This window comes from Burkholderia sp. MSMB1826 (genome assembly GCF_001526325.1).
Taxonomy (GTDB): Bacteria; Pseudomonadota; Gammaproteobacteria; order Burkholderiales; family Burkholderiaceae; genus Burkholderia.
Genome location: NZ_LOYN01000060.1, coordinates 1 through 22,802, shown reverse-complemented (window position 1 = coordinate 22,802; position 22,802 = coordinate 1). Strand labels below are relative to the sequence as shown.

Annotated in this window: 24 protein-coding genes; 7 read left to right on the top strand and 17 right to left on the bottom strand. The window is 66.9% G+C overall.

What is annotated here, in order from left to right; genetic code table 11:
- Positions 1–55 precede the first annotated feature (55 nt).
- The 3 genes from WS95_RS32190 to WS95_RS32180 all read right to left on the bottom strand — a co-directional run bounded on the left by WS95_RS32190 (position 56) and on the right by WS95_RS32180 (position 2,921).
- Positions 56–844 carry a TatD family hydrolase gene (locus tag WS95_RS32190; RefSeq protein ID WP_034207742.1) on the bottom strand — a complete coding sequence of 263 codons (789 nt, stop codon included), beginning with the start codon at positions 842–844 and terminating at the stop codon, positions 56–58.
- Between the two features lie 66 nt (positions 845–910).
- Complete coding sequence (lolD, locus tag WS95_RS32185; protein WP_179950249.1) at positions 911–1,675, bottom strand: lipoprotein-releasing ABC transporter ATP-binding protein LolD; 765 nt, start codon at positions 1,673–1,675, stop codon at positions 911–913.
- Positions 1,668–2,921, bottom strand: coding sequence for a lipoprotein-releasing ABC transporter permease subunit (locus WS95_RS32180; protein ID WP_059828273.1), 1,254 nt, complete (start codon positions 2,919–2,921; stop codon positions 1,668–1,670). The genes lolD and WS95_RS32180 overlap by 8 nt, the downstream gene beginning before the upstream one ends.
- A gap of 148 nt (positions 2,922–3,069) precedes the next feature.
- On the opposite strand from WS95_RS32180, the gene WS95_RS32175 reads away from it, so the two are divergent.
- The 5 genes from WS95_RS32175 (at position 3,070) to WS95_RS32160 (ending at position 9,791) form a co-directional block, all read left to right on the top strand.
- Positions 3,070–4,146 (top strand): hypothetical protein, encoded by a 1,077-nt coding sequence (locus WS95_RS32175; RefSeq protein WP_034207745.1) that lies wholly within the window; start codon positions 3,070–3,072, stop codon positions 4,144–4,146.
- A gap of 14 nt (positions 4,147–4,160) precedes the next feature.
- Positions 4,161–5,858 carry a single-stranded-DNA-specific exonuclease RecJ gene (recJ, locus tag WS95_RS32170; RefSeq protein WP_059828271.1) on the top strand — a complete coding sequence of 566 codons (1,698 nt, stop codon included), beginning with the start codon at positions 4,161–4,163 and terminating at the stop codon, positions 5,856–5,858.
- A gap of 153 nt (positions 5,859–6,011) precedes the next feature.
- A protein-coding gene (gene prfB, locus WS95_RS34510; protein ID WP_108041952.1) for a peptide chain release factor 2 occupies positions 6,012–7,116 on the top strand; the annotation gives its coding sequence in 2 pieces (ribosomal slippage) (positions 6,012–6,092 and positions 6,094–7,116; 1,104 coding nt in all).
- A gap of 73 nt (positions 7,117–7,189) precedes the next feature.
- Positions 7,190–8,716: a lysine--tRNA ligase gene (gene lysS, locus WS95_RS32165; protein WP_059828269.1), complete on the top strand. Its 1,527-nt coding sequence runs from the start codon at positions 7,190–7,192 to the stop codon at positions 8,714–8,716.
- 346 nt (positions 8,717–9,062) lie between these two features.
- Positions 9,063–9,791 carry a glycine zipper 2TM domain-containing protein gene (locus WS95_RS32160; protein ID WP_034207748.1) on the top strand — a complete coding sequence of 243 codons (729 nt, stop codon included), beginning with the start codon at positions 9,063–9,065 and terminating at the stop codon, positions 9,789–9,791.
- 147 nt (positions 9,792–9,938) lie between these two features.
- On the opposite strand, the gene iscX is transcribed toward WS95_RS32160, so the two are convergent.
- The 12 genes from iscX to WS95_RS32100 form a co-directional block, all read right to left on the bottom strand.
- Positions 9,939–10,148, bottom strand: a complete 210-nt coding sequence (iscX, locus tag WS95_RS32155; RefSeq protein WP_034207749.1) for a Fe-S cluster assembly protein IscX — start codon at positions 10,146–10,148, stop codon at positions 9,939–9,941.
- A gap of 19 nt (positions 10,149–10,167) precedes the next feature.
- Complete coding sequence (fdx, locus tag WS95_RS32150) at positions 10,168–10,509, bottom strand: ISC system 2Fe-2S type ferredoxin (protein ID WP_040144570.1); 342 nt, start codon at positions 10,507–10,509, stop codon at positions 10,168–10,170.
- An 88-nt stretch (positions 10,510–10,597) separates the two neighbouring features.
- Positions 10,598–12,466 carry a Fe-S protein assembly chaperone HscA gene (gene hscA, locus WS95_RS32145; protein ID WP_059828268.1) on the bottom strand — a complete coding sequence of 623 codons (1,869 nt, stop codon included), beginning with the start codon at positions 12,464–12,466 and terminating at the stop codon, positions 10,598–10,600.
- 54 nt (positions 12,467–12,520) lie between these two features.
- Positions 12,521–13,048, bottom strand: coding sequence for a Fe-S protein assembly co-chaperone HscB (gene hscB, locus WS95_RS32140; protein ID WP_011549462.1), 528 nt, complete (start codon positions 13,046–13,048; stop codon positions 12,521–12,523).
- Between the two features lie 96 nt (positions 13,049–13,144).
- The gene (iscA, locus tag WS95_RS32135; RefSeq protein ID WP_011885413.1) at positions 13,145–13,468 is read right to left on the bottom strand and encodes an iron-sulfur cluster assembly protein IscA; all 324 of its coding nucleotides are present in this window, start codon (positions 13,466–13,468) and stop codon (positions 13,145–13,147) included.
- A gap of 67 nt (positions 13,469–13,535) precedes the next feature.
- Complete coding sequence (gene iscU, locus WS95_RS32130; protein WP_059510856.1) at positions 13,536–13,943, bottom strand: Fe-S cluster assembly scaffold IscU; 408 nt, start codon at positions 13,941–13,943, stop codon at positions 13,536–13,538.
- 67 nt (positions 13,944–14,010) lie between these two features.
- Positions 14,011–15,234 (bottom strand): IscS subfamily cysteine desulfurase, encoded by a 1,224-nt coding sequence (locus WS95_RS32125; RefSeq protein WP_059505759.1) that lies wholly within the window; start codon positions 15,232–15,234, stop codon positions 14,011–14,013.
- A gap of 64 nt (positions 15,235–15,298) precedes the next feature.
- Positions 15,299–15,838 carry a Fe-S cluster assembly transcriptional regulator IscR gene (iscR, locus tag WS95_RS32120; RefSeq protein WP_009691731.1) on the bottom strand — a complete coding sequence of 180 codons (540 nt, stop codon included), beginning with the start codon at positions 15,836–15,838 and terminating at the stop codon, positions 15,299–15,301.
- A 114-nt stretch (positions 15,839–15,952) separates the two neighbouring features.
- Complete coding sequence (locus WS95_RS32115; RefSeq protein WP_034207754.1) at positions 15,953–16,435, bottom strand: low molecular weight protein-tyrosine-phosphatase; 483 nt, start codon at positions 16,433–16,435, stop codon at positions 15,953–15,955.
- Positions 16,436–16,536: 101 nt separating this feature from the next.
- Positions 16,537–16,764 carry a hypothetical protein gene (locus WS95_RS32110; protein ID WP_034207755.1) on the bottom strand — a complete coding sequence of 76 codons (228 nt, stop codon included), beginning with the start codon at positions 16,762–16,764 and terminating at the stop codon, positions 16,537–16,539.
- A gap of 128 nt (positions 16,765–16,892) precedes the next feature.
- Complete coding sequence (locus WS95_RS32105; RefSeq protein WP_059828266.1) at positions 16,893–18,305, bottom strand: lactate utilization protein B; 1,413 nt, start codon at positions 18,303–18,305, stop codon at positions 16,893–16,895.
- Positions 18,306–18,340: 35 nt separating this feature from the next.
- Entirely contained in the window at positions 18,341–19,063 is a 723-nt protein-coding gene (locus tag WS95_RS32100) for a (Fe-S)-binding protein (RefSeq protein ID WP_034207757.1), read from the bottom strand.
- A gap of 183 nt (positions 19,064–19,246) precedes the next feature.
- On the opposite strand from WS95_RS32100, the gene WS95_RS32095 reads away from it, so the two are divergent.
- Entirely contained in the window at positions 19,247–20,056 is an 810-nt protein-coding gene (locus tag WS95_RS32095; protein ID WP_034207758.1) for an IclR family transcriptional regulator, read from the top strand.
- A 120-nt stretch (positions 20,057–20,176) separates the two neighbouring features.
- Here WS95_RS32095 and pbpG read toward each other — a convergent pair whose 3' ends face one another.
- Both pbpG and WS95_RS35985 read right to left on the bottom strand, forming a co-directional pair.
- Positions 20,177–21,343, bottom strand: a complete 1,167-nt coding sequence (pbpG, locus tag WS95_RS32090; protein WP_034207759.1) for a D-alanyl-D-alanine endopeptidase — start codon at positions 21,341–21,343, stop codon at positions 20,177–20,179.
- A 232-nt stretch (positions 21,344–21,575) separates the two neighbouring features.
- Positions 21,576–21,710 carry a hypothetical protein gene (locus WS95_RS35985; RefSeq protein ID WP_257127825.1) on the bottom strand — a complete coding sequence of 45 codons (135 nt, stop codon included), beginning with the start codon at positions 21,708–21,710 and terminating at the stop codon, positions 21,576–21,578.
- A gap of 287 nt (positions 21,711–21,997) precedes the next feature.
- Here WS95_RS35985 and WS95_RS32085 point away from each other — a divergent pair, with 287 nt between their 5' ends.
- The gene (locus WS95_RS32085; RefSeq protein ID WP_006481973.1) at positions 21,998–22,564 is read left to right on the top strand and encodes a phasin family protein; all 567 of its coding nucleotides are present in this window, start codon (positions 21,998–22,000) and stop codon (positions 22,562–22,564) included.
- The last annotated feature ends 238 nt before the right edge of the window (positions 22,565–22,802 follow it).

Here is a 22,802-nt window from a genome sequence, read left to right as displayed (position 1 = left end):
CGCCTCCTCGTCGACCCGGCGCCGCCCCTGCCCATGCGGCGCCTTCCGGCAACGATTATGCGGACGAAAGCGCGAGTCGCGGCAGCGCGGCGAGCGCGTTAGCCGAAGTGCATAGGGACAATTCGCCGGCATCGAGCCCGCGCAGTTCGGCGAGCACGCCGCCGATGCGCGGCACCTGGTCGGGCGTATTGCGGGATTTGTATGCCCATTCGGGCGCGATGTCGGGCGCGTCGGTCTCGACGACGAGCGCGTCGAGCGGCAATTCGGCGGCGAGCCGGCGGATCTGCCGCGCGCGCGTGAAGGTCACGTTGCCGCCGAAGCCGAGATGCAGCCCCTGCGCAAGATACGCGTCGGCCTGCTGGAAACTGCCGTTGAACGCATGCGCGATGCCGCGCCGTACGCCGAAACGGCGCAGCCCGGCCAGCACGCGGTCCTGCGACTTGCGCACGTGGCAGAGCACCGGCAGATCGAATTCCCGCGCCAGCCTGAGCTGGCCCTGGTAGAAGAACTGCTGCCGGTCTTCGTCGAGGCCCGGCACGAAATAGTCGAGCCCGATCTCGCCGATCGCGACGAAACGCGGATCGTCGAGACTCGCCTCGATCTCCATGCGCAGCCGGTCGAGATCCGCGTCGCGCGCTTGCGGCGTATACATCGGATGGATGCCGAGCGCGTACACCGCGCCCGGCGTGCGGTGCGCGAGTTCGCGCACCGTCGTGAAGTTGTCGCGCCCGATGCTCGGGATCACGATGCGCGACACGCCGGCCGCGCGCGCAGCCTGCGCGACCGCGTCGCGGTCGGCGTCGAACTCGGCGGCATCGAGATGGCAGTGCGTGTCGATCCACATGGCAGCGGTCCTGCGCCGTTGCGCCGTGCCGGACGAGCCGGCGACCGGCCGCACGCGCGTTGCTTCTTACGCCGGCAGCGCCGGCTCCTCGTGCAGCACCCCGTCGCGCAGCCGCATGATGCGGTCGCAGCGCGCGGCGAGATCGGGATCGTGCGTGACGATCACGAAACTCGTTTCGAGCGTCTCGGACAGCTCGAGCATCAGGTTGAACACCGTGTCGGCCGTCGTGCCGTCGAGGTTGCCGGTCGGCTCGTCGGCGAGCACGCACGCCGGCTTCGTGACCAGTGCGCGCGCAATCGCGACACGCTGCCGCTCGCCGCCCGACAGCTCGCCCGGCCGGTGCTTCGCACGCGGGCCGAGACCGACGCGTTCGAGCATCGCCTGTGCCTGCGCGCGCGCGTCCTCGGTCGTCATCCGGCGGATGCGCAGCGGCATCGCGACGTTGTCGAGCGCCGTGAACTCGGGCAGCAGATGATGGAACTGGTAGACGAAGCCGAGCGCGCGGTTGCGCAGCTCGTTGCGCTCGCGCTCGGCGAGTTGCGTAAACGGCTTGCCGAGCAGCGACACTTCGCCGGCGCTCGGCTCGTCGAGCCCGCCCAGCACGTGCAGCAGCGTGCTCTTGCCGGAGCCCGACGCGCCGACGACCGCGAGTTTCTCGCCGCGCCGCACCGTCAGCTCGGTGTTGTTGAGCACCTGCACGTTGAAGCCGCCCTGCACGAACGCCTTCGTGATCCCGCGCGCCTGAAGCACGTATTCCTGCATACCTGCCGAATCCTGTCTGTTGTGTTGTCGTTGTCGTGAATCCGCGAATGCGGTCGCGCGGTCATTCATAGCGGAGCGCCTCCGCGGGCTTCACCTTCGCGCCGCGCCAGCTCGGATAGAGCGTGGCGACGGCCGACAGCGCGAACGCGATCAACCCGATCCGGATCACGTCGCTCGCGACGAGTTCGGACGGCAGTTCGCTGATGAAGTACACGGACGGCGGCAGGAACTGCACGCCGAACAGGTGCTCGATCATCGGGATCAGCCACGGGATGCTCCATGCGATCAGGCAGCCGAGCGCGACGCCGGACGCGGTGCCGACGAAGCCGATCGTCACGCCCTGCACGACGAAGATCTTCATGATCGACCCCGGCTGCGCGCCGAGCGTGCGCAGGATCGCGATGTCGGCCTGCTTGTTGGTCACCGTCATCACGAGCGACGACACGAGGTTGAACGCGGCCACCGCGATGATCAGCGTGAGGATGATGAACATCATCCGCTTCTCGATCTGCACGGCCGAGAACCAGGTCTTGTTCTGCTGGGTCCAGTCGCGAATGTACAGGCTGCCCGACAGCGTATGCGACAGCTCGACCGCGACCTGCGGCGCCTTCTGCATGTCGGTGAGCCGCAGCCGCACGCCGGTCGGCGCGCTCATCCGGAACAACGCCTCGGCGTCGCGGATGTTGATCATCGCGAGCGTGCTGTCGTATTCGTAGTGGCCCGATTCGAACACGCCGACGACCGTGAACTGCTTCAGGCGCGGCATCATGCCGGCCGGCGTGATCGACCCTTCGGGTGCGACGAGCGTGACCTTGTCGCCGACCGTCACGCCGAGGTTGCCGGCGAGCGCGTCGCCGAGCACGATGCCGAACTGGCCCGGCACGAGCGCGCCGAGCTGGCCTGCCTTCATGTCCTTGCCGATGTCCGACACCTGCGGTTCGAGCGCCGGCTCGATCCCGCGCAGCATCACGCCGCTCACCGAGTCCTGGCGCGTGAGCAGCGCCTGCGCGTCGACGTACGGCGCCGCGCCGATCACCGACGGATTGCGGCGCGCTTCCTGCGCGGTCAGTTGCCAGTCGGGCATCGAACCCGTCGGCGAGAACACCTCGACGTGCGCGAGCACCGACAGCATGCGGTCGCGCACTTCCTTCTGGAAGCCGTTCATCACCGACAGCACGACGATCAGCGCCGCGACGCCGAGCGCGATCCCGAGCATCGAGACGAGCGCGATGAAGGAAATGAAGCCGTTGCCGGTCGTGCGTTTGCCGGCGCGCGTGTAGCGCCAGCCGATTTGCCATTCGTACGGAAGTTTCAAGCGAATCCTTTCTGCTGGTTACGGCGGGGATGGCGGCCCGCGGCCGGACCGCCATCCGGCGGCAGCCGCCCGGGCGCGAGCGAAAAAACGGTCGCCGGACGCGAACGGGCCGTCGGCCGGCCCGATCACGCGCGCAGTTTGCCATACAATGCGCACCATCATGCACGACCGACGCCTCCATTTTCTCGTTCCGTTCGCGCTGCCGTCGGCGGCCGATGCGGCCTCGTCCCTGCACACGCTGGACAGCCCCGCGCTCCAAAAGTTGCTCGCCCGCGCGAGCCTCGTCGAGCGCGTGGCCGGCGAGGACTTCCAGCGCACGCTGCCGCACGAACGCTGGCTGGCAAGCCGGTTCGGCGCCACGCAAGGCAACGCCGCGGACGAGGCGCCGCTCGCGCCCTACATGCTGCTGGCCGACGGCGGCGATCCCGGCGCGCATGCATGGGCGTGCGTCGAGCCCGTGCACGTCGAAATCGCGCACGATCACCTGGTGCTCGTCGATCCGGCCGCCCTCGCGCTCGACGACGGCGACGCAGCCGCGCTGCTCGCGGTCGCGCGGCCGCTGATCGAGGAGCTGGGCGTGCGGCTCGAAGCGCCGAACCCGGCGCGCTGGTATCTGTCGAGCGACCAGCTCGCGCGCCTCGCCGGCGCCGCGCCGCTGCGCGCCAGCGGCCGCAACATCGAGATCTGGCTGCCCCACGAGGCACATACGGGCGAGCGCTCTCGGATGTGGATGAAACTGCAGAACGAAGTACAGATGGCGTGGTTCCAGCATCCAGTGAACGAAGCCCGCGAGGCCCGCGGGCTGCCAGCCGTCAATTCGATCTGGTTCCATGCACAGGGCACGCTGAAGCCGGTCGGCAAGCCGTTCGCGCGCGTGCTGTCCGCGTCGCCCGCCGCACTCGGCCTCGCACGCGCCGCGCAATCCGAAGCCGGCCGCCCGCCCGCGACGTTCGGCGCCCTGCCGGCCGCCGATGGCGCGACGCTCGTCGAGCTGCCGGCGCTGACCACCCCGTTCATCGAGCAGGACTGGGCGCGCTGGCACGACGGGCTCGCCGCGCTCGAGCGCGACTGGTTCGCGCCGGCGCTCGCCGCGCTGCAGAACGGCGAGTTGGCGGCCGTCGATTTCACGCTGTGCGGCGACACGAGCTCCGTGACGCTGCATGCGACCCGCGGCGATCTGCGCAAGTTCTGGCGCCGCCGCGCGCTCGCCTCCCTGTTCGAATAACAACGCCAACCCGTATGACCCGGATCGTTACCCGCCCCGTCGCGCCCGCCGACGCCGAAGCGCTTGCGCGCCACGGCCTGCACCCCGTCCTCGCGCGCCTGTACGCGTCGCGCGGCGTGCAGTCGCCCGTCGACATCGAGACCGCGCTCGCGCGCCTCGTGCCGCCCACCGAGCTGAAAGGCTGCGCCGATGCGGCGGTGCTGCTCGCCGACGCGATCGCCGACAAGCGGCGCCTGCTGGTCGTCGCCGACTACGACTGCGACGGCGCGACCGCCTGCGCGGTCGCGGTGCGCGGCCTGCGGATGTTCGGCGCGCAGATCGACTACCTGGTGCCGAACCGCTTCGAATACGGCTACGGCCTCACGCCCGAGATCGTCGAGCTCGCGGCCGCGCGCAAGCCCGACCTGCTGATCACCGTCGACAACGGGATCGCGAGCGTCGCCGGCGTCGAAGCCGCGAACGCGCGCGGCATCGACGTGCTCGTGACGGATCACCACCTGCCCGGCGACGCGCTGCCCGCCGCGCGCGCGATCGTCAACCCGAACCAGCCGGGCTGCGCGTTCCCGAGCAAGCACCTCGCCGGCGTCGGCGTGATGTTCTACGTGCTGCTCGCGCTGCGCGCCGAGCTGCGCCGCCGCGGCGCGTTCGCGAGCAAGGAAGCCGAGCCGCGCCTCGACGGCCTGCTCGACCTCGTCGCGCTCGGCACCGTAGCCGACGTCGTGCGGCTCGACGGCAACAACCGCGTGCTCGTCGCGCAGGGGCTGCAGCGCATCCGCAACGGCCGCATGCAGCCGGGCGTCGCCGCGCTGTTCCGCGCCGCCGCGCGCGACGCGCGCACCGCGTCGGGCTTCGACCTCGGCTTCGGCCTCGGCCCGCGCCTGAACGCCGCCGGACGGCTGTCCGACATGTCGCTCGGCATCGAATGCCTGATCACCGACGACATCGGCCGCGCGTGGGACCTCGCGCAGCAGCTCGACGCGATGAACCGCGAGCGCCGCGAAATCGAGGCCGGCATGCAGCAGCAGGCGCTCGCCGATCTCGCCGACGTCGATCCGGCCGACGCGTGCACGATCACGCTGTTCAATCCCGCGTGGCACCAGGGCGTGATCGGCATCGTCGCCGGCCGGCTCAAGGAAAAATTCCACCGCCCGTCGTTCACGTTCGCGCATGCCGACGACGAAGGCAAGCGGGTCAAGGGGTCCGGCCGGTCGATCGCGGGCTTTCACCTGCGCGACGCGCTCGACCTCGTCTCGAAACGCGAACCGGACCTGATCGTCGCGTTCGGCGGCCATGCGATGGCGGCCGGCCTCACGCTCGACACCGAAAACGTGCCGCGCTTCGCGGCCGCGTTCGAAGCCGTCGCGCGCGAATGGCTGTCCGACGACGCGCTCGCCCGCGTGATCGAGACCGACGGCGAACTCGAGGACGCGTACTTCACGCCGCAGTTCGTCGGCCTGCTCGACGAGGCCGTCTGGGGACAAGGGTTTCCGGCCCCGCTTTTCTCGGGGGAATTCGACGTCGTGTCGCAGTCGCTCGTGAAGGAAAAGCACCTGAAGCTGCAGCTTGCGCGCGGCCGCCAGCGCTTCAATGCGATCTGGTTCAACCACACCGAGCCGCTGCCGGCGAGCGCGCTGGTCGCGTACCGGCTCGTCGCCGATACGTGGAACGGCGTCACGCGCGTCCAGTTGGTCGTCGAACACGCGGCCGGTTGAGCACGCCGCCCGGCCCGCGACGCGCCGCCGCACACGTGCGCGCCGCGCCGGACGGGGCCGTCGACACGCGTGCAGGCACCGTTTGCGTCACCGGGCAACCCTGCCGATCGGCTATAATTCCGCTTTTTTACGAAGCCGGAACAGCGAACGATCATGGAAGCGGAACGTCTCAACGCGATCGAAAGCTCCCTGCTCGACCTGCGCAATCGCGCGGGCGAGCTTCGGGGGTATCTTTGACTACGACGCCAAAGCTGCGCGTCTGACCGAAGTCAACAAGGAACTCGAAGACCCGAACGTCTGGAACGATTCGAAGAACGCCCAGGCGCTCGGCCGCGAGAAGAAGCTGCTCGAAGGCGTCGTCATGACGCTCACCGCGCTCGATAGCGACCTGCGCGATGCGCTCGACCTGTTCGAGCTGGCACGCGAGGAAGGCGACGAGGATACGCTGCTCGCGTCGGAGGAAGACGCCGCGAAGCTCGAAGCGCGCGTCGGCGACATCGAGTTCCGCCGGATGTTCTCGAACCCGGCCGATCCGAACAACTGCTTCATCGACATCCAGGCCGGCGCCGGCGGCACCGAGGCATGCGACTGGGCGTCGATGCTGCTGCGCCAGTACCTGCGCTACTGCGAACGCAAGGGCTTCAAGGCCGAGGTACTCGAAGAGTCCGACGGCGACGTCGCCGGCATCAAGAACGCGACGGTCAAGGTCACGGGCGAATACGCATACGGCTTCCTGCGTACCGAAACGGGCATCCACCGCCTCGTGCGCAAGTCGCCGTTCGACTCGTCGGGCGGCCGCCACACGTCGTTCTCGTCGGTGTTCGTCTATCCGGAAATCGACGACTCGATCGAAGTCGAGATCAACCCGGCGGACCTGCGCATCGACACGTACCGCGCGTCGGGCGCGGGTGGCCAGCACATCAACAAGACCGACTCCGCGGTGCGGATCACGCACATGCCGACGGGGATCGTCGTGCAGTGCCAGAACGACCGCTCGCAGCACCGCAACCGCGCCGAAGCGATGGCGATGCTGAAGTCGCGCCTGTACGAAGTCGAAATGCGCAAGCGCCAGGCCGAGCAGGACAAGCTCGAATCGAGCAAGACCGATGTGGGCTGGGGCCACCAGATCCGCTCGTACGTGCTCGACCAGAGCCGCGTGAAGGACCTGCGCACGAACGTCGAAATGAGCAACACGCGGGCGGTGCTCGACGGCGACCTCGACGACTTCATCAGCGCGAGCCTCAAACAGGGCGTGTAAGCGCCGCGGCGCGGCCTGCCCGCGCCGCCCTTTCCGTTCGCGTTGCCGCACCCCACTCCGAATTCCGACCATCATGACCGAATCGACCCAAACGCAGCCCGCCGTCACGGCGGACGACAACCAGATCATCGCCGAGCGCCGCGAGAAGCTGCGCGCGTTGCGCGAGCAAGGCGTCGCCTATCCGAACGACTTCCGGCCCGAGCATCACGCAGCCGACCTGCAGGCCAAATTCGCCGATTCGGACAAGGCCGCGCTCGAAGCGAACCCGGTCGAGGTGTCGGTGGCCGGCCGCATGATGCTCAAGCGCGTGATGGGCAAGGCGAGCTTCGCGACGGTGCAGGACGGGTCGGGCCAGATCCAGTTCTTCGTGACGCCGAACGACGTCGGCGCCGACACCTACGACGCGTTCAAGAAGTGGGACCTCGGCGACATCGTCGCCGCGCGCGGCGTGCTGTTCCGCACCAACAAGGGCGAGCTGTCGGTCCAGTGCAAGGAGCTGCGCCTGCTGTCGAAGGCGCTGCGGCCGCTGCCGGACAAGTTCCACGGCCTGTCCGACCAGGAAATGCGCTACCGTCAGCGCTACGTCGACCTGATCGTCACGCCGGAAACGCGCGACACGTTCCGCGCCCGCACGAAGACGATCGCGTCGATCCGCAAGTTCATGGACAACGCCGACTTCATGGAAGTCGAGACGCCGATGTTGCACCCGATCCCGGGCGGCGCGGCCGCGAAGCCGTTCGTCACGCATCACAATGCGCTCGACATGCAGATGTTCCTGCGCATCGCGCCGGAGCTGTACCTGAAGCGCCTGATCGTCGGCGGCTTCGAGCGCGTGTTCGAAATCAACCGCAATTTCCGGAACGAAGGCGTGTCGCCGCGTCACAACCCGGAATTCACGATGATGGAGTTCTACGCCGCGTACACCGACTACCGTTGGCTGATGGACTTCACCGAGCAACTGATCCGCCAGGCGGCGATCGACGCGCTCGGCACCGCGACGATCCAGTACCAGGGCCGCGAGCTCGACCTCGCGAAGCCGTTCCATCGCCTGACGATCACCCAGGCCATCCAGAAGTACGCACCGAACTACACCGACGGCCAGCTGTCGGACGACGCGTTCCTGCGTACCGAACTGAAGCGCCTGGGCGTCGACGTGTCGCAGCCGGCGTTCCTGAACGCCGGCGTCGGCGCGCTGCAGCTCGCGCTGTTCGAGGAAACGGCCGAAGCGCAGCTGTGGGAACCGACGTTCATCATCGACTATCCGGTCGAGGTGTCGCCGCTCGCGCGCGCATCGGATACGGTGCCGGGCATCACCGAGCGTTTCGAGCTTTTCATGACCGGCCGCGAGATCGCGAACGGCTTCTCGGAGCTGAACGACCCGGAAGACCAGGCCGCGCGCTTCAAGAAGCAGGTCGAGCAAAAGGATGCAGGCGACGAGGAAGCGATGTTCTTCGACGCCGATTACATCCGCGCGCTCGAATACGGGATGCCTCCGACGGGCGGCTGCGGGATCGGCATCGACCGTCTCGTGATGCTGCTGACCGACAGCCCGACGATCCGCGACGTGCTGCTGTTCCCGCATCTGCGCCGCGAAGACTGACGCCGTGCCCCCGTATGCGCCGCGCCACGCGGTGCATACGGAGCGGCTTTGTAACCGCGCGTAAATCCTGCCCGCCGGCGTTCGCCGGCTTTCGCTCCTCCCCCGTTTTACTCCCCCGTCGCACCGGCCTTCTCCGGGTTTTCCCGATGGCGCCCGCCGCACCCGTGCTGCAATTCGTTACACCTTGATACGGCGCACCGCTTGGCCGTGGACGACACTCCTGTTGCGTCACCACGCATGACCACGGGACCAGAACGAGGCGCCGGAACGCCAAGTCTGCTCGCTCCCGAGCGTGGGATCCTGCTTCGGCGCAGTGTGCCGATCCGGATCGACATTGGAGAACAAAATGGACAACCAGAATCAGACCACGCCGCAAAAGCAACGCCTCCACCCGCTCATCGCCACCGCGGCCGGCGCCGTCATCGTCGCCAGCCTCGCGGCGACGGCAGCGATCACGGGCGTATTCCCGAAGGCCAGCAGCAGCAATGAACAGAACGGCCAGACCCAGGCCGCGCTGATCGCGTCGCAACCGGCCGTCGACACGGCCGCGGCTGCCAGCGCCGCACTGGCCGCGCAAGCGCAGCGACAGGCAGCAGAACAGGCCGCCGCCCAGCAGAAGGCCGCCGTCGCGCAAGCCGAACCGAAGCCGGCGCCGCGCCCGGCTGCGCCGCATCGCCATCACACGGCCGCCCCGCAGCCGCCGCAATACGCGCAGCAGCCGTCGGCGCCCGCGCAAACCTACTGCCAGAGCTGCGGCACGGTCGTCGCGATCACGCAGACGCGCACGCCGGGCCAGAGCTCCGGGATCGGTGCGGTCGGCGGCGCGGCCGCCGGCGGCCTGCTCGGCAACCAGTTCGGTCACGGCAACGGCCGCACCGCGATGACGATCATCGGCGCGCTCGGCGGCGGTCTCGCCGGCAACCAGGTCGAGAAGCAGGTGCGCGCGGAAACGGACTATCAAGTGCAAGTGCAGATGGAAAGCGGCGCAACGCGCACGTTCACGTACCACAACCCGCCGCCGTTCGGTCAGGGCCAGCGCGTGCGGATCGAGAACGGCACGCTGGTCGGCGCGTAAGCACCTGCGCGTCATCGCCGACGCCCCCGCCCGCGCATCGTGCGCGGGCAGTCCGCCCAAAACGAAAACGGCTCGCGAGCAAACGCTCACGAGCCGTTTTTCATGGGCGCGGCGTGCGCCGTTGCAGCGCATGCCGTGACCGGTCGGTCAGTCTTCGTCGTCGAAATCCGATTCGTCGATCCAGTGCGCCTGGATCGCCTCGAGGATCTTCTCGCCGGAGTGCGCGGGATCGTCGGCGAAGCCGTCGAGTTCGAGCACCCACTGGCGCAGATCGACGAAGTTGATTCGCTGCGGGTCGATGTCCGGGTACTTTTCCGCCAGCGCAATGGCTATTTCACGCGAATCGGTCCATTTCATCGCCTGCCTCCGGTTCCTGTCAGTGATTTTCCTTCGCGTGGTTGATCGAGTACTTCGGAATCTCGACCACCAGGTCCGAATCTTCCTTCACGATCGCCTGGCACGACAGGCGCGACGTCGGCTCGAGACCCCACGCCTTGTCGAGCAGATCGTCTTCGTCCTCTTCGGACGGCTCGAGATCGTTGAAACCCTCGCGAATCACCACGTGGCACGTCGTGCACGCGCACGACTTCTCGCACGCATGTTCGATCTCGATCCCGTTGTCGAGCAGGTTGTCGCAAATACTCTTGCCGGGCGTCGCGTCGATCACTGCGCCGTCCGGGCACAGTTCGACGTGAGGCAGCACCACCAGTTGAGGCATGTCCGTTCCGTCAGTCAGGGTGCGGCGGCTGGCGCCGCACGGTTCAATATCGCGCGGGCCGTCGCCGGCCCGCGTGCAGGTCGTTCGTTCAGATCTCGTCGAGGCGCCGGCCCGACAGCGCGCGCTTGATGCTCTTGTCCATCCGGCGCGCGGCGAATTCGTCGGTGCCGTCGGCGAGCGTCTTCGTCGCCGTTTCGATCGCGTCCGCATCGTCGCCCTGCGCGACCGTGCGCAGCGCCGCGACGAGCGTGTCGATCTGCGCGCGTTCAGCGTCGTCGAGCAGCTCGCCGTCGACGGCCAGCGCCGCCTGCGTCGCCTCGATCATCCGCTCGGCCTCGACCTGCGCTTCGCGCAGCGCGCGTGCGCGCATGTCGATCTCGGCGGTCTTGAAGCTGTCCTCGAGCATCTTCGCGATGTCGTCGTCGGCAAGGCCGTACGACGGCTTCACGACGACCGACGCTTCGACGCCCGAATGCTGCTCGCGCGCGAACACCGACAGCAGTCCGTCCGCATCCACCTGGTACGTCACGCGGATGCGCGCCGCCCCGGCCGTCATCGGCGGAATGCCGCGCAGCTCGAAGCGCGCGAGCGACCGGCAGTCGGCGACGAGCTCGCGCTCGCCCTGCACGACGTGAATCGCCATCGCGGTCTGGCCGTCCTTGAAGGTCGTGAATTCCTGCGCACGCGCGATCGGAATCGTCGAGTTGCGCGGAATGATCTTCTCGACGAGGCCGCCCATCGTCTCGACACCGAGCGACAGCGGAATCACGTCGAGCAGCAACCAGTCGTCGCCGGTGCCGCGATTGCCCGCGAGCAGGTCGGCCTGGATCGCCGCGCCGAGCGCGACGACCTGATCCGGATCGAGGTTCACGAGCGGCGGCTGGCCGAAATACCTGGCAACCGCATCGCGGATCACCGGCATGCGCGTCGCGCCGCCGACGAGCACGACACCCTTGATGTCGGCCGGCGTGACCTGCGCATCGCGCAGCGCCTTGCGGGTCGGCCCGAGCGTGCGCTGCACGAGCGGCTCGACGAGCGACGCGAACGTGTCGTGCGAAATCGTCTGCACCAAATGCGCACCGTTCGACAGCGTCACGTCGAGCGCTGCCTGCGGCGCGGACGACAGCGCCTCCTTCAGCCCCCGCACGCGATCGAGCAGCAGGCGCACGTCTTCGGGCGCGAGCGTCTTCGCGTCGATACCGGCCTGCGCGATCACGTGATCGAACAACGCGTGATCGAAATCGTCGCCGCCGAGCGCCGAGTCGCCGCCCGCCGCCAGCACTTCGAACACGCCCTTCGTCAGCTTCAGGATCGACAGGTCGAACGTGCCGCCGCCGAGGTCGTACACCGCGTAAAGGCCTTCGGCCGCGTTGTCGAGACCATAGGCGATCGCCGCGGCGGTCGGTTCGTTCAGCAGGCGCAGCACGTTGAGGCCCGCGAGACGCGCGGCATCCTTGGTCGCCTGGCGCTGCGCGTCGTCGAAGTACGCGGGCACCGTGATCACCGCGCCGACCAGCTCGTCGCCGAGCGAATCCTCGGCGCGATAACGCAGCGTCGCGAGAATTTCGGCCGATACTTCGACCGGGCTCTTCACGCCGTCGACCGTGCGGATCTGCACCATGCCCGGCGCATCGACGAATTCGTACGGCGCGTTCGCCGCGCCTTCGACTTCGGCCTTGCCGCGGCCCATGAAGCGCTTGACCGACACGATCGTGTTGCGCGGATCGGTCGCGGCCTGCTCCTTCGCTTCGTGGCCGATGCGGCGGCCGCCCTTCTCGAGGTAACGGACCACCGACGGCAGCAGCACGCGGCCCGCTTCGTCCGGCAGTACTTCAGGCACGCTGTTGCGCACGGCGGCGACGAGCGAGTTCGTCGTGCCGAGATCGATCCCGACGGCTAGCCGCCGCTGATGCGGCGCCGGCGCCATGCCCGGTTCGGAAATTTGCAGTAAAGCCATCTTGGTTCGTTCGGGCGCTCGGCCCGTTTGCTGCGCGTGCCGCAAGGCACGCGGTTAAGTTTCGAGGCGCTCGATCTGCGCGCCCACTTCCGACGCGACCCGTTCGATGAACATCAGCTGACGCACGGCTTCCGCGGCGGCCTGATCGGCACCGCTGTCGAGCAACGTGCCGAGGCGCTCGACGCGCACGCGCTTCTCGTCGCGCAACTCGGCGAGCAATGCGTCGAGCGCGTCGACGTTGCGGGCGGCCGCGGCATCCTCGATGCCCTCGCGCCACTCCATCTGCTGCATCAGGAATGCAGGCTCCATCGCGGTGTTGTTTTCCGCGCCGATGTCGACGCCGCGCAGCGACAGCAGATAGGACGCGCGCTTCAGCGGATCGCGCAGCGTGCGGTACGCCTCGTTCGCGCGGGTGGCCCATTGCATCGCGATGCGCTTTTGCGCGTCGCCGGCCGCCGCGAAGCGGTCCGGGTGCACCTGCGTCTGCACCGTCCGGTAGGCGGCGTCGAGCGCCGCCTCGTCGAGCGCGAATTGCGCCGGCAGGTGAAACAGATCGAAATGGCTGTCTTTCAGCGAAACCATCGTCGCGTTGAATTCCGGTTCGTCGCGCGGCAAACGCCGCACATTAAAAAGGCGGCCCGTGCCGCCTCTTGCCCGCATCGCGCGGAGGGAGCCGCGTCACACGCGGAACGATTCCCCGCACCCGCACTCGTCCTTCACGTTCGGGTTGTTGAACTTGAATCCTTCGTTCAGGCCTTCGCGGGCGAAGTCGAGCTCGGTGCCGTCGATATAGGCGAGGCTTTTCGGATCGACGACCACCTTCACGCCATGGCTCTCGAACACCTGATCCTCGGGAGCGAGCTCGTCGACATACTCGAGCTTGTACGCGAGCCCCGAGCACCCGGTCGTGCGAACGCCAAGCCGCAGTCCCACCCCCTTGCCGCGACGGACGAGGTATTTCTGGACGTGCTGTGCTGCTTTTTCGGTCAGTGTAATTGCCATGATGTCCTTGCCGCGGCGTGCCGCCGGGGCCCGCCGCGTTTCCTTCCCTAACCGCTCTCGATGCCGCTCAGGCTGCTGCCTGATCGCTTTCCTTGGTGTCGTGGCGCTTCTTGTAGTCGGCCACGGCTGCCTTGATCGCGTCTTCCGCGAGGATCGAGCAGTGAATCTTCACCGGCGGCAGCGCGAGTTCCTCGGCGATCTGCGTGTTCTTGATCGACAGGGCCTCGTCGAGCGTCTTGCCCTTCACCCATTCGGTGACGAGCGAGCTCGATGCGATCGCCGAACCGCAACCGTAGGTCTTGAACTTCGCGTCTTCGATCACGCCGTCCGCGCCGACGCGGATCTGCAACTTCATCACGTCGCCGCAGGCCGGCGCGCCGACCATGCCCGTGCCGACCGCGTCGTCGTCCTTCGCGAACGAACCGACGTTGCGCGGGTTTTCGTAGTGATCCAGAACCTTGTTGCTGTAAGACATGACTCAGACTCCTTGACTCGTTACGTCTGCGTGCGTCAATCCGCGCGCGGTTGCATTCAATGCGGTATCAGTGTGCGGCCCATTCGATCGTCGACAGATCGATGCCTTCCTGGTGCATCTCCCAGAGCGGCGACAGTTCGCGCAGCTTCGCGATCTTGCTGTTCAGCAGATCGATCACGAAGTCGACTTCCTGCTCCGTCGTGAAGCGGCCGACCGTGAAGCGGATCGAGCTGTGCGCGAGCTCGTCGTTGCGGCCGAGCGCGCGCAGCACGTACGACGGCTCGAGCGACGCCGACGTGCACGCGGAGCCCGACGACACCGCGACGTCCTTGATCGCCATGATCAGCGACTCGCCTTCGACGAAGTTGAAGCTGATGTTCAGGTTGTGCGGGACACGGTGATCCATGTCGCCGTTCACGTAGGTTTCCTCGATCTGCGACAGGCCGCGCAGCAGCTTGTCGCGCAGCATGCGGATACGCTCGTTCTCGGTCGCCATTTCCTCGCGCGCGATGCGGAACGCTTCGCCCATGCCGACGATCTGATGCGTCGGCAGCGTGCCCGAGCGCATGCCGCGCTCGTGACCGCCGCCGTGCATCTGCGCTTCGATGCGCACGCGCGGCTTGCGACGCACGTACAACGCGCCGATGCCCTTCGGGCCGTACGTCTTGTGCGCCGAGAACGACATCAGGTCGACCTTCAGCTTCGCGAGGTCGATCCCGACCTTGCCGGTCGACTGCGCGGCATCGACGTGGAACACGATGCCCTTCTCGCGGCAGATCTCGCCGATCGTCTCGATGTCCTGGATCACGCCGATCTCGTTGTTCACGTGCATCACCGACACGAGGATCGTGTCCGGGCGCAGCGCGGCCTTGAACACGTCGAGGTCGATCAGCCCGTCTTCCTTCACGTCGAGGTAGGTGACTTCGAAACCGTCCCGCTCGAGCTCGCGGCACGTGTCGAGCACGGCCTTGTGCTCGGTCTTCACCGTGACGATGTGCTTGCCCTTGCCCTTGTAGAAGTTCGCGGCGCCCTTGATCGCGAGGTTGTCCGACTCCGTGGCGCCCGACGTCCAGATGATTTCGCGCGGATCGGCGTTCACGAGTGCCGCCACCTGCTCGCGCGCTTCCTCGACTGCACGCTCCGCGTCCCAGCCATAGGCATGGCTACGCGACGCCGGGTTGCCGAACTGCTCGCGCAGGTACGGCACCATCTTGTCGACCACGCGCGGATCGACCGGCGTCGTCGCGCTGTAATCCATATAGATGGGCAGGTGGAGAGTCTCTTGGGTCATCTGTCGCTCCGGGTATTCTGTGCAGGGACTATGTGCGTTATGGGGTATGGCGGCGCCTTCGCGCTCACGAACTCGCGATGTTGAACACCGAATTGGGGCCGAGCGGCATCGTGCGCACGGGCTCGGCCGGTGCGGCGACGGGCTCCGGCGTGCGACGGTCGCGCAGCACCGCCGGGGCGCCCTCGCGTGCGCGCTGCTGATCGACGAGATCCTGCAGCGACACCGAATCGAGGTATTCGACCATTTTCTGGTTCAGCGTCGACCACAGCTCGTGCGTCATGCAATGGCCGTCGGGCTGCTTCGAGCCGTCGCACGTGCCTTTGCCGCCGCACTGCGTGGCGTCGAGCGGTTCATCGACCGCGATGATGATGTCGGCAACGGTGACGTCCTGCGCGCGACGCGCGAGGTTGTAGCCGCCGCCCGGGCCGCGCACGGATTCGACGATTTCATGCCTGCGCAGCTTGCCGAACAGCTGTTCGAGATACGAGAGCGAAATCCGCTGGCGCTGGCTGATGCCTGCAAGCGTCACCGGGCCCTGCTCCTGGCGCAGCGCCAAGTCAATCATCGCCGTGACGGCGAAACGGCCTTTGGTGGTGAGTCTCATGGTGTCTAGGGGACTGCAATCTTGACGATTTTGGTCAAGTATAAATATTTGACGTTTTTAGTCAAGTATCCACGTCTTTGAAAGGGTATTCGCAAACCGCTGAATATTGCGCGGTCAGCGCGCCGTACGTGCGCGGAGCGTCTCCAGCAGGCCCGCGCAGGCGCGCTCGACCTGATCGAGCACCCGCTCGAAGCCCTGCGCGCCGCCGAAATACGGATCCGCCACTTCGGTTTCGGTCGCGCCCGGCGCGAACTCCATCAGCAGGCGCACCTTGTCGCGATGCTGCGGCGGGCAACGGCGGCGCAGTTCGGCGAGATTCGCTTCGTCCATCGCGAGCAGCAGGTCGAACCGCTCGAAATCCGCCGCGCTCACCTGTCGCGCGCGCAGCGCCGACAGATCGTAGCCGCGGCTCCGGGCGGCCGCCTGCGCCCGCGAATCGGGCGGCTCGCCCACGTGCCAGTCGCCGGTGCCGGCCGAATCGATCGCGATCCGGTCGGCCAACGCGGCCGCGTCGACCTGATGACGCATCACGCCCTCCGCGGTGGGCGAACGGCAGATGTTGCCGAGACAGACGAAACAGATCGCAACGCGGGTCATCGCACTATCGGAAAGCCGCGGCGGACCGCGTGGGTGAAGAACACGACATTATACAAAGGGGGCCGAAATCGCGCCGTCGCGCGAAGCGACGGCGCCCTGCCTTACAGCGCCTTCGGCGCAGCAAGCGCAATGTCGCCGGACGCTGCCGGCAGCGGCTGCGCCGCGTCGCCGACCAGCCCGAACGACACCGCGCGCGCCAGTTCGGCGGACGCCTGGTGAACCGCGAGCGGGCCGCGCGACGGCGCACCGTCCATCGCATGCAGATAGGCAACCGCTGCCAGCGGAACCACGATTGCCAGCGGCCAGTACATCGATATTGTCTTTTTCATGATGCGGACCTCCTTGACCTCGTACCCCGAAACCCGATTCCGGGGACTACAGACGAGATTCTATAGATCGCATCTATCGAGATAAATATGCAAATAGCGAACGCACTGTTGCCGCCCGCTGAACAGTGTCAGCCGAGGTGGCTTTGCGACGCCGCGTACAGCTCGCGGAACGTCCGCCCGATCGGTGTCGGCATGTCGCGCGTATCCATCCAGCCGCCCATCATCGGCAGGCGCCGCAGCGTGCCGGCATCGCCGCCCAGCCGCTCGAGAATGCGCACCGCGAGCTTCGTCGTCAGCGCATACAGCATCGGCCGCCGTGCGACGAAGCCCCACGCGGCGAGCGCCGCCCGCTCGCGCCACGGCCGCAGGTGGCGCTCGACCTGCTTCTCGCGCAGCGTGCGCAACAGGTGCGACAACGGAATCCCGGCCGGGCATACGCTGTCGCATTCGCCGCACAGCGTCGCCGCCTGCGGCAGGTCGAGCGCGCGGTCGAGCCCGACGTAGCTCGGCGTCAGCACCGATCCCATCGGGCCCGGATAGACCCAGCCGTACGCATGACCGCCGACCTTCTGGTACACCGGGCAATGGTTCATGCACGCGCCGCAGCGGATGCAGCGCAGCATCTCCTGGAATTCGCCGCCGATCAGGCCGGTGCGGCCGCCGTCGACGAGCACCACGTAGTTGTGCTCGGGGCCGTCCTCGTCGCCCGGCCCGCGCGGCCCGGTCAGCAGCGAGAAATAGTTCGACGTCTTCTGCCCCGTCGCGGAACGCGGCAGCAGCCGCATCGCGGTCGCGAGATCCTCGAGCGTGGGCAACACCTTCTCGATGCCCGTCACCGCGACGTGCACGCGCGGCATGACCGTGCACATGCCTTCGTTCCCTTCGTTCGTCACGATCGCGACCGAGCCCGTTTCCGCGATCACGAAGTTGCCGCCGGTCACGCCCATGTCGGCCGACATGAAATGCGGGCGCAGCACCTCGCGTGCCTCGCGCGTCATGTCCGGAATCTCGGTGAGCCGCTCGCGCTGGTGCGTACGCGCGAACAGATCGGCGATCTCGTCCTTGTCCTTGTGCACGACGGGCGCAATGATGTGGCTGGGCGGCTCGTTGTCGTTGATCTGCAGGATGTATTCGCCGAGGTCCGTCTCGATCGACTGCACGCCCATCTCGGCGAGCACCGCGTTCAGGCGCATTTCCTCGGACACCATCGACTTGGTCTTGATGACCTTCTTCACGTCGTGCCGGCGTGCGATGTCGGCCACGAGCCGGGCGGCGTCCGCGGTCGTTTCGGCGAACAGCACCGTCGTGCCGCGCCGCGTCGCCTCGCGCTCGAACGCCTCGAGCCACACGTCGAGATTCTCCAGCGCACGGTTGCGGCGCGCCTTGAGGGCAGCGCGCGTGGCCGGGAAGTCGATCAGGGTCATCGCATCGGCGCGCGCGGACACGAACTTCGTCGACAGCTTCTTCAGGTTCTGCTGCAGGCGCTGGTCGGCCAGCTTCTGGCCGGCGCGCGCCTTGAAATGCATCGATTGGACTTGCATCGCGGTATCGGGGGAAATGTGAGCGGAACCGGGCGTCAGACGTCGCCCGCCAGCACCTGCGCGACGTGCAGCACGCGCGTGTCGCGGTCGCCGGTGCGACGCAACCGCCCTTCGATGTTCAGCATGCAGCCGAGATCGCCGAGCACGACGGCGCCCGCGCCGGACCCGCGCACGTTCGCGCATTTTTCGTCCGCGATGGCCGCCGAGATGTCGCCGTATTTCACCGCGAACGTGCCGCCGAAGCCGCAGCAATGCTCGCAGTCCTTCATCTCGGTGACGGTCACGCCGCGCTGCGCGAGCAGCGCGCGCGGCTGCGCCTTCACGCCGAGCTCGCGCAGGCCCGAGCACGCGTCGTGATAGGTGACCGGCCCGGTGAATTCACCCGGCGCGAGCGACACCTTCGCGACGTTCGCGAGGAAATCGGTCAGTTCGTGGACTTTCTGCTGGAACCGCACGTAGCGCCCCATCAGTTCGGGATCGTCGCGGAACAGGTCGCCGTAGTGCGCGCGGATCATCCCGCCGCACGAGCCCGACGGCGCGACGACGTAATCGAACTGCTCGAACTCGCGCAGCGTCTTTTCCGCGAGGTCGCGCGCGAGCGCGCGGTCGCCCGAGTTGTAGGCCGGCTGGCCGCAGCACGTTTGCGTGGGCGGCACGATCACTTCGTAGCCGGCGTCGCGAATCAGCTTGAGCGCCGAAAAACCGATTTCGGGGCGCATCAGGTCGACCAGGCAGGTCACGAACAAACCGACTCGCATACGTGCTCCTTCGAGAAAACGGCCCTCATTATCCGACGTTTGGCCGGCAAGACCAACGCCGGCCCGCGCGCAAGCCCGCCACGCGCGAAGCGAGGACTTCCTCGAACGGCGTTCGCTTTTTTCACGATACGAGATACAATCGATCCAACACCGCTTGACGCGTCAACCGATTCCTCCCCCGACATGAGCCAACCCACCCCGGATTCCAAAACGTCGATCCAGGTGATCGAACGCATGATGCGGTTGCTGGACGCGCTCGCCGCGCACAGCGACCCTGTCAGCCTGAAGGAACTCGCGCAGCGCACCGAGCTGCATCCGTCGACCGCGCACCGCATCCTCAACGACATGGTGACGTGCCGCCTCGTCGACCGCTCCGATCCCGGCACCTACCGCCTCGGCATGCGGCTGCTCGAGCTGGGCAATCTCGTGAAGGCGCGCCTGTCGGTGCGCGACGCGGCGCTGATGCCGATGCGCGAGTTGCACCGCCTCACCGGGCAGACCGTGAACCTGTCGGTACGCCAGGGCGACGAGATCGTCTACATCGAGCGCGCGTACTCGGAGCGCTCGGGGATGCAGGTCGTCCGCGCGATCGGCGGCCGCGCACCGCTGCACCTCACGTCGGTCGGCAAGCTGTTCCTCGCGGCCGACGAAACGTCGCGCGTGCGCGCCTATGCGACGCGCACGGGGCTGTCCGGCCATACCCAGAACAGCATCACCGATATCGCGAAGCTCGAGCGCGAACTGACCCTCGTCCGCCAGCAATCGTGCGCGCGCGACAACGAGGAGCTCGAACTCGGCGTGCGCTGTATCGCGGCCGGCATCTACGACGATTCGGGCAAGCTCGTCGCGGGTCTGTCGCTGTCGGCACCGGCCGACCGCCTGCAGGATGCGTGGCTCGGCCAGTTGAGCCGGACGGCGCTCACCATCTCGGAATCGCTCGGCTACCGGCCGGCGCCCGCGAAGGACATGGACGGGCTGCAGCGGCAGGCGTAAGCCGCGGCATCGACCCGGTTCCGACTCCGGTTTCACCGGACAAAAAAAGCCCCGCGATTGCGGGGCTTCTTCGTTGCGGCGACCGGTACGGCGGCGAACCGCCGCACACGATCAGGTACCTCAGGTACCGCCGCTCGGCGTGTTGGCCGCCGTCAGGCGTTCGCCGCCGCCGGCATCGAGCCAGTTGCGCAGGCGCGACGCGTCGGCGAAGCGCGAGTACTTGCCGAACGAATCGAGCAAGACCATCACCATCGGCCGGCCGTGGATCGTCGCCTGCATCACGAGGCATTCGCCCGCTTCGTTGATGAAGCCCGTCTTCTGCAGGCCGATGTCCCACGAACCGTTGCCGCGGATCAGCGCGTTGGTGCTGTTGTAGACCAGATTGCGCTTGCCCGTGTACACCTCGTAAGTGCGATCGGTCGAGAACTGGCGGATCAACGGGTACTGGTACGCCGCATTGACCATCTTCACGAGGTCGCGCGCGCTCGACACGTTCGAGCTCGACAGGCCGGTCGAATTCTCGAAGTGCGTATCGGTCATGCCGAGCGACTTCGCCTTCGCGTTCATCGCCGCGATGAACGCCGGACGGCCGCCCGGGTAGTAACGCGACAGCGCGGCGGCCGCGCGGTTTTCCGACGCCATCAGCGCGATGTGCAGCATGTCCTCGCGCGACAGCACCGAGCCGACCGACAGGCGCGAGCCCGTGCCCTTCTCGTAGTCGCGGTCTTCGTCGGTGACTTCGAGCTGGTCGGTCATCGGCGACTTCGAGTCGAGCACGACCATGGCCGTCATCAGCTTCGAGATCGACGCGATCGGCACGACCGCGTGCGAATTCTTGTCGAACAGCGGCTCGCCGGAATTCTGGTCGACGACGTACGCGACGCTCGAGCGCAGCGCGAGCGCATCGGGCGTGTCGTGCAGGCCGAACGCCTGGCCGACCGTCGGCCGGCGCGGCTGGAACGCGACCTTGCGCACCGCGCCGCGATGGCCGCCATGCAGGCTATTCGCCGCGAGCGTCACGCGCTTTCGCGACGCTTTCGCGCGCGGCGCATCGGCCTCGGCGACCTTCGCGGATTTGTCGGCGCTCGCCTTGGCCGACTTCTTCTTCGCTGACGAAGCAGGAGCGACGGCTTTTTTCTTGGCGGCTTGGGTCTTCGCAGTGGCGGCGAAGGCGTCGGCAGGCAGGACGGACGCGGTGGTCGCCAACAACGCGACTGCGACCGACACAGCGGTGCCGAGCGTCATGCTCTGCAACAATCTGCGCGGTGAAAACGATTCGGCTTTCATTGGGGTCTGGACAAAGCGGGCGGGAGGTTTCCGCAAGTGTAGTTAAAGCTGAAAAAAAGAGCAATATTAGGCACTTACCGATCGTCTTTAAACCGGAATGTAAGAGTCGGCCAACCTCCGGCCAATCGACCCTTGCGCTCCCATCGAAAAAATCGATGAGATGCCCTGCCCGACAGCGCCCGTCTCCCGATTACCACACGGTTAATTGAGATAACGTCACTTCGGAGGCGATTTAAAGCGGGGAAAGTACGTATCCGGTGCTCGGCATGCCAAAGGCGCCGGTCTCGACCGTGGCGGCGGCACGTCGCCACGGCACGCGCATCGAAACGGCGCGTTTTTCGACAGGAACAGAAGGATAACGTTCCATGGGCCTGTCAGGTTTACCTGCGCGTGATCATGGTGCGGCGCGCTTGCCCCATCGCCGTGCGCACCATGTGGGAACGCGCCTGAAACCGATTCCGAACACGCGCGATAACTCGTTGTTTTATCGATAATTTGTCGCGATTGTGCAACGCACAAAAAAGACTTGACATCCGTTTTCTCTGCCCTAAAATAGGCCTCATTGCTGCGTTGCACAAAGCACGCATCGCCGAAGTTCCCCAGTGTAGTGCCCTTTATCCTGCGATCGACGCGATCGCTTTTCAGGAGCCTGACATGTCCTTGCTGACCCCCGAGCAAATCGCCGCCGCCCAGAAAGCCAACCTCGAAAGCCTGTTCGGTCTGACGACCAAGGCGTTCGAAGGCGTCGAGAAGCTGATCGAACTCAACCTGCAGGTCGTGAAGTCGACGCTGGCCGAGGGCCAGGAGAACGCACAGCGTCTGCTGTCGGTGAAGGACGCGCAGGAACTGATCGCGCTGCAGGCGAGCCTGTCGCAGCCGGTCGCGGAAAAGGTGCTGTCGTACGGCCGTCACCTGTACGAAATCGCATCGTCGACGCAAGCCGAGTTCGCGAAGGTCGCCGAAGCGCAATTCGAAGAGCAGAACAAGAAGGTCCAGGCACTCGTCGACAACGTCGCGAAGAACGCCCCGGCCGGTTCGGAAACGGCTGTCGCCGCGCTGAAGTCGGCACTGAACGCCGCGAACACCACGTACGAAACGGTTCAGAAGGCCACGAAGCAAGCGGTCGAAATCGCCGAAACGAACTTCAACGCCGCTGCTGCCGTCGCCACGAAGGCTGCAACCGCCGCTGCCGCACGTCGTTCGAGCAAGCCGGCCGCGTAAGCGTCCCCTGCTCCTGAAAGAGCCGCGCCCAGCGCGGCTTTTTCGTTTCCGGCGCCAAAGCGCGCGCGGGCGCAAACTGCCCGCCCCGATCGAGTCTGTCGCGTGCTGCGCAATCGGGATAGGGGCGGTCAGGCAGCCTGACCGATCCCCTCCCACACCACCCGGCATGCGGGTCCGCACCGGGCGGTTCGAGCAGTTGAGGTCATGAGAGTCGAGGCACGCCCAGACGGTCGAAGTG

Coding starts and splice junctions, on each gene's coding strand:
- WS95_RS32190 (WP_034207742.1), bottom strand. CDS start 844: ATGTGGATCGACACGCACTGCCATCTCGATGCCGCCGAGTTCGACGCC.
- lolD (WP_179950249.1), bottom strand. CDS start 1,675: ATGAATGACCGCGCGACCGCATTCGCGGATTCACGACAACGACAACAC.
- WS95_RS32175 (WP_034207745.1), top strand. CDS start 3,070: ATGCGCACCATCATGCACGACCGACGCCTCCATTTTCTCGTTCCGTTC.
- recJ (WP_059828271.1), top strand. CDS start 4,161: ATGACCCGGATCGTTACCCGCCCCGTCGCGCCCGCCGACGCCGAAGCG.
- lysS (WP_059828269.1), top strand. CDS start 7,190: ATGACCGAATCGACCCAAACGCAGCCCGCCGTCACGGCGGACGACAAC.
- WS95_RS32160 (WP_034207748.1), top strand. CDS start 9,063: ATGGACAACCAGAATCAGACCACGCCGCAAAAGCAACGCCTCCACCCG.
- iscX (WP_034207749.1), bottom strand. CDS start 10,148: ATGAAATGGACCGATTCGCGTGAAATAGCCATTGCGCTGGCGGAAAAG.
- fdx (WP_040144570.1), bottom strand. CDS start 10,509: ATGCCTCAACTGGTGGTGCTGCCTCACGTCGAACTGTGCCCGGACGGC.
- hscA (WP_059828268.1), bottom strand. CDS start 12,466: ATGGCTTTACTGCAAATTTCCGAACCGGGCATGGCGCCGGCGCCGCAT.
- hscB (WP_011549462.1), bottom strand. CDS start 13,048: ATGGTTTCGCTGAAAGACAGCCATTTCGATCTGTTTCACCTGCCGGCG.
- iscA (WP_011885413.1), bottom strand. CDS start 13,468: ATGGCAATTACACTGACCGAAAAAGCAGCACAGCACGTCCAGAAATAC.
- iscU (WP_059510856.1), bottom strand. CDS start 13,943: ATGTCTTACAGCAACAAGGTTCTGGATCACTACGAAAACCCGCGCAAC.
- WS95_RS32125 (WP_059505759.1), bottom strand. CDS start 15,234: ATGACCCAAGAGACTCTCCACCTGCCCATCTATATGGATTACAGCGCG.
- iscR (WP_009691731.1), bottom strand. CDS start 15,838: ATGAGACTCACCACCAAAGGCCGTTTCGCCGTCACGGCGATGATTGAC.
- WS95_RS32115 (WP_034207754.1), bottom strand. CDS start 16,435: ATGACCCGCGTTGCGATCTGTTTCGTCTGTCTCGGCAACATCTGCCGT.
- WS95_RS32110 (WP_034207755.1), bottom strand. CDS start 16,764: ATGAAAAAGACAATATCGATGTACTGGCCGCTGGCAATCGTGGTTCCG.
- WS95_RS32105 (WP_059828266.1), bottom strand. CDS start 18,305: ATGCAAGTCCAATCGATGCATTTCAAGGCGCGCGCCGGCCAGAAGCTG.
- WS95_RS32100 (WP_034207757.1), bottom strand. CDS start 19,063: ATGCGAGTCGGTTTGTTCGTGACCTGCCTGGTCGACCTGATGCGCCCC.
- WS95_RS32095 (WP_034207758.1), top strand. CDS start 19,247: ATGAGCCAACCCACCCCGGATTCCAAAACGTCGATCCAGGTGATCGAA.
- pbpG (WP_034207759.1), bottom strand. CDS start 21,343: ATGAAAGCCGAATCGTTTTCACCGCGCAGATTGTTGCAGAGCATGACG.
- WS95_RS35985 (WP_257127825.1), bottom strand. CDS start 21,710: ATGGAACGTTATCCTTCTGTTCCTGTCGAAAAACGCGCCGTTTCGATG.
- WS95_RS32085 (WP_006481973.1), top strand. CDS start 21,998: ATGTCCTTGCTGACCCCCGAGCAAATCGCCGCCGCCCAGAAAGCCAAC.